The following is an 8,569-nucleotide window of genomic DNA, read 5'->3' on the forward strand; positions in this document are numbered from 1 at the left end:
GGATAATGTCTATGCAGACAGAACGCCGAATACGAGGACGTCATGCCTAAGTCAAAGGTCCGGAAGAAGACCGACTACACGATCAACCCGGCCAGCCGCACGCCCGTACGCGTGAAATCGGCAGGTCCGTCGCCGGTCTGGTACGTCGCCATCATGCTGGGCTTCATGCTGGCCGGGCTCGCCTGGCTGCTCGTCTACTACCTGGCGAACGAGCATATCGGCTGGATGAGCGACCTGGGCGCGTGGAACTTCCTGATCGGGTTCGGCCTGATGGTCGTCGGCCTGATCATGACCATGCGCTGGCGCTGAGTCCAGCACATGTGTGGCTTACACCATTGTTATTCATACACACCTGTGGATGAGCCTGTGGACAACTCGAGGAGGGAGTGGGGACGGTGACAGCCCCCGATCCCTCCTCCCATCTCGCCTGGTCCACACCCCCGGCCGCGCTCGCGGCCTGCGGTGTCGGCGGCATCGCGCTGGTCGTGGCCGCCTTCGTGACGAACGATGCGCCCGGCCGCCTGCTCATCGGAGTGGCCGCGCTGGGGCTGCTCTTCCTCACCGGCATGGGGTTGCGGCAGCGGCCGCGCCTGGCGATCGAGCCCGGTGACCCTGTGCATATCGTGGTGCGCGGCTTGACCGGGCCGCAGCGCTACACGCCCCAGCAGATCCTGCGCGTCCGCGTGGTGTACTACCGGCGACTCGGCCGGCGGATGCCCATGCTGGAGATGGATGTGGATCACCGCGGCGAGGAGAAGCTGCTGATCCTGGGCCGCTGGGATCTGGGCGCGCACCCCGAGGATGTCCTCGAGGTGCTGCGTATTCACCTGGCGCGCTAGAGGCTCGGCACGGCCAGCACCGTCGCCACTACCGCGAGCAGCGCCACCATCGCCACCGCCGCCCAGCCGATGTTCAGCGCCGTGCGGGTCTCCCGAATCCCCAGCCAGCGCGGCACGTAGAGGATGCCGGTGGTGGCGACCGTGCCCGCCAGCAGTCCGCCCAGGTGCGCCCAGATCGAGATGCCGGGCACCGAGAAGGTGATGATCAGGTTGATCACCAGCAGCACCGCGATCTGGGTGAGGTTCTGCCGGGTGCGCAGCATGATCACGGCCACCGCGCCGAAGATGCCGAAGATCGCGCCCGACGCGCCTGCCGAGGCGGTGAGCGGATCCGACAGCGCGGTCACCGCCGCCGAACCGCCGAGCAGCGAGGCCAGGTAGACGGCCACGAATCGCCCACGGCCCAGCGCCACTTCGCAGTACGGGCCGAGCACGTAGAGCGCGAACATATTGGCCAGCAGGTGAATCGGCCCGTAGTGCAGGAAGCCCGAACCCAGCACCCGCGCCCAGCCGCCGTCGCCGACGAAGGCGGGCACCAGCACCCAGTCGTAGAACAGCCGCGAGCGCTGGTTGTCCATCAGGCTGTGGGCCTGGAGCGCGGTGACCGTGTAGACGATCACATTGATCGCGATCAGCGAGTAGGTGACGTACGGGTTGGGTATCCGCGACACCGCTGTCCCGGCCGCATTGCGGACCGGCCGGACATCGTTGCGGCCCTGCTGGACACACTCCACGCAGTGCTGTCCGACCGCGGCCGGGGTGAGGCATTCGGGACAGGCCGAGCGCCCGCACCGGGTGCAGGCCAGACCGGTGGGCCGGTCGGGGTGGCGGTAGCAGGTCGGCGCGGGCGGCTGGGGTTGCATGTGAATTCTCTTCGGCTCTGGCCTGATTCGGCCGGTGTCAGGAGATGGTGATGCTGTTGATCACGACGTCGCCGTCCTTGGGCCGGTCGTTGCGATCGGTGGGCAGGTCGGCGATGGCGTCGACCACCTTGCGGGATTCGGGGTCGAGCACCTCACCGAAGATGGTGTGCTTGCGGTTCAGGTGCGGCTGCGGGCCCAGGGTGATGAAGAACTGGGAGCCGTTGGTGCCCGGCCCGGCATTGGCCATGGCCAGCAGGTAGCCGCGGGTGAACCGCAGTTCCGGGTGGAATTCGTCCTTGAACTCGTAGCCGGGACCGCCGCGGCCGGTGCCGGTGGGGTCGCCGCCCTGAATCATGAATCCGTCGATCACGCGGTGGAAGATCGCGCCGTCGTAGAACGGTCCGGAGTCGGTGCCGGAGGCGTTCTTCGTGGTGTACGGCGCGGAACCGTCGGCCAGGCCGAGGAAGTTGCGGACCGTGGCGGGGGCGTGGTTACCGAAGAGCGAGATTTTGATGTCACCGTGGCTGGTGTGCAGCGTCGCCACGGCGGTCTGATTCGGTGAGGTCACGCCCGCCAGCCTAGGCGCAGGCCCGGAACCCGCCCGGAATCGGCACGCTCCCCCGCCTCCCCGGGACTTCAGCGGGCGGCTCAGAGCCGTCGGCGTGGCGCACCCGTGCCGGCGGGGCGCCGAAACAATTCCGGGGGTGCCCGGCGAGTTACCCCGAAAGTTGCGAAATCAGTCGTCACGGTCAAATCTGCCCGCTTTCGGGCACAAAAGTGGCAAAAACGGCGTCGGCATGGCAAGTTCTGTCGGGTGAATGACGGGGTTCCGGTCGATCTGGTGCGCCATGTAGCGGCCTCCACCGGCCTGCCGCCCGCCGTCGCGGCCCGCGTGGTCGCCGACGTCGTCGGATACTTCGACGAGACCGCCGAGCAGTTCGTGCGCCGCAGACATGCCGAACTGCAGGGACGTCAGGTCCGCAATGCCGAGATCTGGCAGCGCCTGGCGGCAGAGCTCGCGCAGCGCCCGGTGGCCGCCCCCGACTTCACCGAACGACAACTGCGTCGCATCGTCTACGGGTGAGGAGTCCGTCGCGCAATGTGTGGAATCGTCGGTTACATCGGGCACCGTGAGGCCGTCCCGGTCCTGCTGGAGGGCCTGCACCGGCTCGAGTACCGGGGCTACGACTCCGCGGGACTGGCCGTGCCGCACCGCGGCCGGCTGCGGGTCACCAAGACCCAGGGCCGGGTCCAGGACCTGCGTGATCGGGCCGACGCCGAGGGCGCCCGGCTGCGCGGCAATGTGGGCATCGCGCACACCCGCTGGGCCACCCACGGCGAGCCCTCCGACGCGAACGCGCACCCGCACACCGACGGCTCCGGCCGGATCGCGGTCGTGCACAACGGCATTGTGGAGAACGCCGAGGAACTGCGCGCCGCGCTGACCGCCGACGGGGTGGAATTCGTCTCCGACACCGATACCGAGGCCATCGTGCACCTGGTGGCCGCCGCCCTGGACGGGGCCGAGACGCTCGAGGACGCGGTCCGCACCGCACTGCACCGGGTCGAGGGCACCTACGGCCTGCTGGTGCTCGACGCCCGCCGGCCCGACGAGCTGGTGGTGGCCCGCAACGGATCCCCCATCGTGCTCGGCGTCGGCGACGGCGAGATGTTCGTGGCCTCCGATGTGGCCGCCCTGGTGCACCACACCCAGCGCGTGGTGTTCCTCGACGACGGCGAGCTGGCCACCGTGCGCGCGGGCGAATTCCGCACCAGCACACTCGGTCTCGAGGCGCGCCGCACCGACAAGATCCCCACCACCATCGACATGGCGGCCGAGGACTACGCGCTGGGCAGGTACCCGGACTTCATGCGCAAGGAAATGGCCGAACAGCCCGACGCCGTGCGCCGGGCGCTCCGCGGCCGCCTGGACGAACGATTCGCCACCGCCCACCTGGGTGGCCTCAATATGGACGCGCGCGAGCTGCGCGGCATCAGCAAGGTGGTGTTCCTGGGCTGCGGCTCGGCCTACTACGCGGGCCAGCTGGGCGCGCAGCTGGTCGAGGAGCTGGCCCGGATTCCGGCCACCGCCGAGCCCGCCTCGGAGTTCCGCTACCGCAATCCGGTGGTGGACCCGGACGCCCTGTACGTGGCCATCAGCCAGTCCGGCGAGACCCTGGATACCCTTGCGGCCGTTCAGGAATTGCAGCGCAAGGGCGGCCGGGTGATCGGCGCGGTGAACGTGGTCGGCAGCGCCATCGCCCGGGAGTGCGGTGCGGGCGTGTTCCTGCACGCGGGCCCGGAGGTATCGGTGGCCTCCACCAAGGCGCTCACCAATATGACGGTGTCGTTCGCCATGCTGGCACTCCTGCTGGGCCGGGTGCGGGATCTGTCCGCGGCCGGCGGTGAGCGCATCGTCAGCGGCCTGCGCGCCCTGCCCGGCGCGATCGACGCGGTGCTGGCCGCCGACGAGGAGATCGCCGATATCGCGTCCCGATTCGCCAAGGCGCGCAGCATGTTCTTCATCGGCCGGGTGCGCGCCTGGCCGGTGGCGCGCGAGGGCGCGCAGAAGCTCAAGGAGATCTCCTACATTCACGCCGAGGCGTACCAGGGCTCCGAGCTCAAGCACGGCCCGCTGGCGCTGATCGACCCGGAGATGCCGAGCATCGTGCTGGTCCCCGGCGACGAGCTGCTGGCCAAGAACATCACCACCATCGAGCAGATCAAGGCGCGCGGCGGGCCGGTCATCGCGGTCACCAATACCGATCTGCCGGACGGCCTGGCGGACGCGGTGATCCGGGTCCCGGCGGTGTGCCCGGAGCTGGATGCGATCATCCTGACCATCCCGCTGCAGCTGCTGGCCTATCACACGGCCATGGCGCTGGGCCGGGACGTGGACAAGCCCCGCAATCTGGCCAAGAGCGTTACCGTCGAGTAACCGCGTTCGCTCCCCCGTTCGTGCACGAATTCCATTGCTGTGCCAGCATGGTCGGATGGAGCTGGGGAGCGTTCGTAACAAGGTCATTGTGGCCGCCCTCGTCGCGATTGCGGGCGGCGTCATCGCGTTCTTCGTGAGCAAGCGCCCGCAGCCGCAGGCGCCGGCCGCGGAGCCGCCGCGCCTGGGCTACTCGCGCAACGGCTCGGCGCCGACTCCGGACCTGACGCCGACCCACTGACGGGCCGGCGGCATCGGCCGACGGGTCAGCGGCTCACCGACCGTTTGTACTGATTCAGCGCCAGCGGCACGAAGATCGCGAGAATCACCACGATCCACATCAGGGTGGTCGCGACCGGGTGCCGCATGGGCCAGACATCCGCGCTCAGCCCCATCGGGCTGGTGTTGCCGAACAGGTCGCGGGTCGCCTGCGTCACCGCCGACACCGGATTCCACTCCGCCACAACACGAAGCACCGTGGGCAGGTTGGCGGTGGGCACGAAGGTGTTGGCAATGAAGGTGAGCGGGAAGATCACCATGAAGTTGGCATTGTTGTACACCTCCGGCGCCCGCACGATCAGGCCGATCGTGGCCAGGATCCACGACATCGCGTAGGCGAACAGCAGCAGCAGGACATACGCGAGCACGGCGTCGAGGAGGGAGCCGCGGATCCGCCATCCCACCACCAGGCCGGTCAGCGACATGACGATCAGGCTGACCACATTCATCACCATGTCCGCCGCGGTGCGGCCGATCAGCACCGCGGACGGTGCCATGGGCAGCGAGCGGAAGCGGTCGATGATGCCCTTCTGCATGTCCTCGGCCAGGCTCAGACCGGTATAGGTGGCCCCGAACACCACGGTCTGGGCGAAGATGCCGGCGATCAGGAATTCCCGGTAGGACGTGCCCTGCACGGTGATCGCCGAGCCGAAGACGTAGGCGAACAACAGCACGAACATGATCGGCGCCAAGGTCGAGAAGACCAGCACGTCCGGCACGCGCCGAATCTTGATGACATTGCGCTTGGTGACGGTCAGGCTGTCGCTGACGACCATGGCGAGTCGCTGTGCGAGCGAGGGCTTCTCGGCGACGGCGAGGATGGCGCTCATCGGGCACCACCCCCCGTGTGCTCGTCGGCGGAACGATTTCCGTTGACCAGCTCCTCGGCCTCGTGCCCGGTCAGCGACAGGAAAACGTCATCCAGCGAGGGTCGGCGCAGACCCACATCATGAATGCGCACTTCATGTTTCGCGAGTTGCCCGATGGCGTCCACCAGGGCCTGCGAGCCGTCCTCGACCGGCACGATGATGCGTCGCAGGCCGGGTTCGAGGCGAATCTCCCCGTGCGCCAAGCCTTCCAGCGCCTGCTGTGCGATGGCCAGATTGTCGGCATGGTCGACGACGAGCTCGATACGGTCGCCGCCCACCATGGCCTTGAGCTCGTCGGAGGTGCCCTTGGCGATGACCCGGCCGTGGTCGATGACGGCGATGGAATCGGCCAGCCGGTCGGCCTCCTCCAGGTGCTGGGTGGTCAGCAGCAGCGTGGTGCCGCCCGCCACCAGCTCCTCGATGACATCCCAGAGATCCAGGCGCGCACGGGGATCCAGGCCCGTGGTGGGTTCGTCCAGGAACAGCACCGGCGGATTCGCCACCAGCGCGCCGGCCAGGTCGAGCCGCCGCCGCATGCCGCCGGAGTAGCCCTTCACCGGCCGGTCGGCCGCGTCGGCGAGCCGGAAGCGGTCCAGCAGCTCGCGGGCGCGCTCCTTACTGCGCTGCACGCCCATGTGGTACAGCCGCCCGACCATCTCCAGATTCTCGAAACCGGTGAGATATTCGTCGACGGCCGCGTACTGCCCCGAGGTGCCGATACGGGAGCGCAGCAGCTGCGGGTCCTTCAGTACGTCCACCCCGGCGACGGTGGCGTGGCCCGCGTCCGGGATCAGCAGGGTGGTGAGCACGCGCACGGTGGTGGTCTTGCCCGCGCCGTTGGGGCCGAGCAAGGCGGTCACGGTGCCTTCTGGAACGGACAGGTCCAGGCCGTCGAGGGCGACCAGATGGCCGTACCTCTTGACCAGACCCTCGGCGACTATCGCGTCGGGCATGATGCTCCTGGTGTCTCGTGGTTGGTCTGCCGCAACGACTCTTGACTGCCATTACACCAAAGAGGCCGCATCCCGTTGGGGGTCCGGCGGTGCTCGGGGTTGCCGGTACGGGATGCGACCGATTCGATGATCCGCCCAGACACCGGCCACGATCGCGAGTAGTGCACTACTCGAATCGATTTCGGCGAAGGACGCATTTCGGTCACGCCGCCATGGTCGCACCCGGGTACGACATTTTTTCCGCGAAAAAAACTTGGAACGCGGGCCCCCGATAGCCACACAATCCGAATTCGTCGCGTAGGATCGTTCCCGTCGGCCCCTCCCCCCCGGGCCGACCTTACGCGGGCCTCGGCTAACTCCCCCCCTTCGCCGAGGCCCGCCCCTATTCCCGGAGTAGGTTCGCCCGGCGGCGGAATCACCGTCCCGGCAGCGGAACCGCTCAGACCAATGGCCGAATCTCATTGCGGCGCAGCACATGCCCGAACAACCGGTTGATGCCCTTCACCCGCACCGTGGCCAGATGCCGCAGCATGAATTCCGGGTCGGTCTCGATCGACGCCGCCGCGCCGTCGTCGACCAGCACCGTGCCCGGCCGGGCCACACCGGTGAGCCGCGCGGCGGTATTCACCACCGAGCCGTAGAGGTCGCCGAAGCGTTGCAGGACCTCGCCGTAGGCCAGACCCACCCGCAGTTCCTGGGTGACGCCGTGCGAGGCGATGGCGGCCTCCTGCACGGCCAGCGCGATGCGCGCGCCCTCGGCGGCGGTGTTCGCCGCGAACATGACTTCGTCACCGACGTTCTTGATCACCCAGCCGCCATTGGCCACGATCGCATTGCTGGTGGCCGTCTCGAAGGCCTCCAGCAGCGCCGACAGCTCATCGGCCTCCAGGTGACGGGTCAGGCGGGTGTATCCGACCATGTCGGCGAATCCGACGGCCAGTTCGCGCAGCGTGTCCCCGGCCACCGCTCCCCCGTCCAGCGACCGCGCCAGCGCGGCGTCCAGGTGCCGGCGGAAGGCGTAGCGCTGCAACGTCTCGAATTCGGTGACCACCTCGTCGGTGGCGATGCGCGCGGCCTCCGTGGGATCGATGTCCGGCCGCTCGCGGGTGATGGTGGCGAGGCGATCCAGGATCTCCTCGGTCACCAGATCGACCTGCCACTCGGCCAGCCGGGCCATGGACCGGCCCAGCGTGCGCGCCGCGGTGGTCTGCCGGTGCACGTCCGCGGAGGCCAGCACGTGCAGTTTGGCGAAGGTCCGGGCGGCCTCGACATCGGAGTCGCCGTACTCCACGGCCTCGTCGTCCGGGTCGGCCGGGAAACCGAGCGCCACCCACAGCCGCCGGGTGACGCTGTTGGGCAGCCCGGTCAGGTCCGACACCTGGTGCCGGTTGTACTTGCGCGGCCCGCTCAGCAGATAGGGCTCCACCACGGACTGCACCAGTTCGGACATCTCAGTGGGCGCCATACTTCGACCTTACGGCGTGAATCGACCGGAAAACCCCGGCTTGTTTCGTGTCACAGCCCCGAACTTCCCGATCGGTTCCACCGCCCCGCCACCGCGTGAAACCGCGGCTGCCCGGACCGAACGGCGCGGGCAAGACCACCACTGTGCGGATCCTGTCCGACGGTGGCCGGCGTGCGATGCGCGGGCAGCCGCCGCCAGATCGCCTGCGCGGGTGCGTCTTTCGGTGGCCGGCGTGGGCATCCGGCGAACGGTGTGCCGATTTCGTCATCAGGTTGACGATCTGGGGACCCCGCGCGGCGGTTTCCGGGGGGGGTGAGCTCGGGCCAGTGGGCGGCGTGCTTGCGCTGACGCGGCGAGGGGCTTGCG

The 8,569-nt window shown here is 68.6% G+C and carries 10 protein-coding genes; 5 read left to right on the plus strand and 5 right to left on the minus strand.

The window, feature by feature from the left end; translation table 11 throughout:
* Positions 1–42 precede the first annotated feature (42 nt).
* Together crgA and ACFXIV_RS09030 are read left to right on the plus strand one after the other, a co-directional pair.
* Entirely contained in the window at positions 43–309 is a 267-nt protein-coding gene (gene crgA / locus ACFXIV_RS09025; protein ID WP_040862582.1) for a cell division protein CrgA, read from the plus strand.
* An 86-nt stretch (positions 310–395) separates the two neighbouring features.
* Entirely contained in the window at positions 396–839 is a 444-nt protein-coding gene (locus tag ACFXIV_RS09030; protein ID WP_379392942.1) for a PH domain-containing protein, read from the plus strand.
* On the opposite strand, the gene ACFXIV_RS09035 is transcribed toward ACFXIV_RS09030, so the two are convergent.
* Positions 836–1,702, minus strand: coding sequence for a rhomboid family intramembrane serine protease (locus ACFXIV_RS09035; RefSeq protein ID WP_379392940.1), 867 nt, complete (start codon positions 1,700–1,702; stop codon positions 836–838). The two genes, ACFXIV_RS09030 and ACFXIV_RS09035, sit on opposite strands and share 4 nt — an antisense overlap.
* 37 nt (positions 1,703–1,739) lie before the next feature.
* The gene (locus tag ACFXIV_RS09040; protein WP_356996317.1) at positions 1,740–2,279 is read right to left on the minus strand and encodes a peptidylprolyl isomerase; all 540 of its coding nucleotides are present in this window, start codon (positions 2,277–2,279) and stop codon (positions 1,740–1,742) included.
* 237 nt (positions 2,280–2,516) lie between these two features.
* Here ACFXIV_RS09040 and ACFXIV_RS09045 point away from each other — a divergent pair, with 237 nt between their 5' ends.
* The 3 genes from ACFXIV_RS09045 to ACFXIV_RS09055 are packed head-to-tail and all read left to right on the plus strand — an operon-like array spanning position 2,517 to position 4,878.
* A complete protein-coding gene (locus ACFXIV_RS09045; RefSeq protein ID WP_354847388.1) occupies positions 2,517–2,786 on the plus strand; it encodes a hypothetical protein in 270 nt (89 codons plus the stop codon).
* A gap of 15 nt (positions 2,787–2,801) precedes the next feature.
* On the plus strand, positions 2,802–4,640 hold the full coding sequence (glmS, locus tag ACFXIV_RS09050) for a glutamine--fructose-6-phosphate transaminase (isomerizing) (RefSeq protein ID WP_379392938.1): 1,839 nt from the start codon (positions 2,802–2,804) through the stop codon (positions 4,638–4,640).
* Positions 4,641–4,695: 55 nt separating this feature from the next.
* Positions 4,696–4,878: a hypothetical protein gene (locus ACFXIV_RS09055; RefSeq protein ID WP_354847382.1), complete on the plus strand. Its 183-nt coding sequence runs from the start codon at positions 4,696–4,698 to the stop codon at positions 4,876–4,878.
* Between the two features lie 25 nt (positions 4,879–4,903).
* Here the strand turns inward: ACFXIV_RS09055 and ACFXIV_RS09060 are convergent, their stop codons facing one another.
* From ACFXIV_RS09060 to ACFXIV_RS09070, 3 genes are all read right to left on the minus strand, one after another.
* The gene (locus tag ACFXIV_RS09060) at positions 4,904–5,746 is read right to left on the minus strand and encodes an ABC transporter permease (RefSeq protein ID WP_379392936.1); all 843 of its coding nucleotides are present in this window, start codon (positions 5,744–5,746) and stop codon (positions 4,904–4,906) included.
* Positions 5,743–6,738, minus strand: coding sequence for an ATP-binding cassette domain-containing protein (locus ACFXIV_RS09065; RefSeq protein WP_379392934.1), 996 nt, complete (start codon positions 6,736–6,738; stop codon positions 5,743–5,745). Before ACFXIV_RS09065 ends, ACFXIV_RS09060 begins: the two co-directional genes overlap by 4 nt.
* 439 nt (positions 6,739–7,177) lie before the next feature.
* Complete coding sequence (locus ACFXIV_RS09070; RefSeq protein WP_379392932.1) at positions 7,178–8,203, minus strand: adenylate/guanylate cyclase domain-containing protein; 1,026 nt, start codon at positions 8,201–8,203, stop codon at positions 7,178–7,180.
* Positions 8,204–8,569: the final 366 nt, after the last annotated feature.

Source organism: Nocardia sp. NPDC059236, assembly GCF_042754085.1.
Lineage (GTDB): Bacteria > Actinomycetota > Actinomycetes > Mycobacteriales > Mycobacteriaceae > Nocardia.

Excerpts from the sequence above, each read along its gene's own strand:
- crgA (WP_040862582.1), top strand. The coding sequence starts at position 43 with ATGCCTAAGTCAAAGGTCCGGAAGAAGACCGACTACACGATCAACCCG.
- ACFXIV_RS09035 (WP_379392940.1), bottom strand. The coding sequence starts at position 1,702 with ATGCAACCCCAGCCGCCCGCGCCGACCTGCTACCGCCACCCCGACCGG.
- glmS (WP_379392938.1), top strand. The coding sequence starts at position 2,802 with ATGTGTGGAATCGTCGGTTACATCGGGCACCGTGAGGCCGTCCCGGTC.
- ACFXIV_RS09055 (WP_354847382.1), top strand. The coding sequence starts at position 4,696 with ATGGAGCTGGGGAGCGTTCGTAACAAGGTCATTGTGGCCGCCCTCGTC.
- ACFXIV_RS09060 (WP_379392936.1), bottom strand. The coding sequence starts at position 5,746 with ATGAGCGCCATCCTCGCCGTCGCCGAGAAGCCCTCGCTCGCACAGCGA.
- ACFXIV_RS09065 (WP_379392934.1), bottom strand. The coding sequence starts at position 6,738 with ATGCCCGACGCGATAGTCGCCGAGGGTCTGGTCAAGAGGTACGGCCAT.
- ACFXIV_RS09070 (WP_379392932.1), bottom strand. The coding sequence starts at position 8,203 with ATGGCGCCCACTGAGATGTCCGAACTGGTGCAGTCCGTGGTGGAGCCC.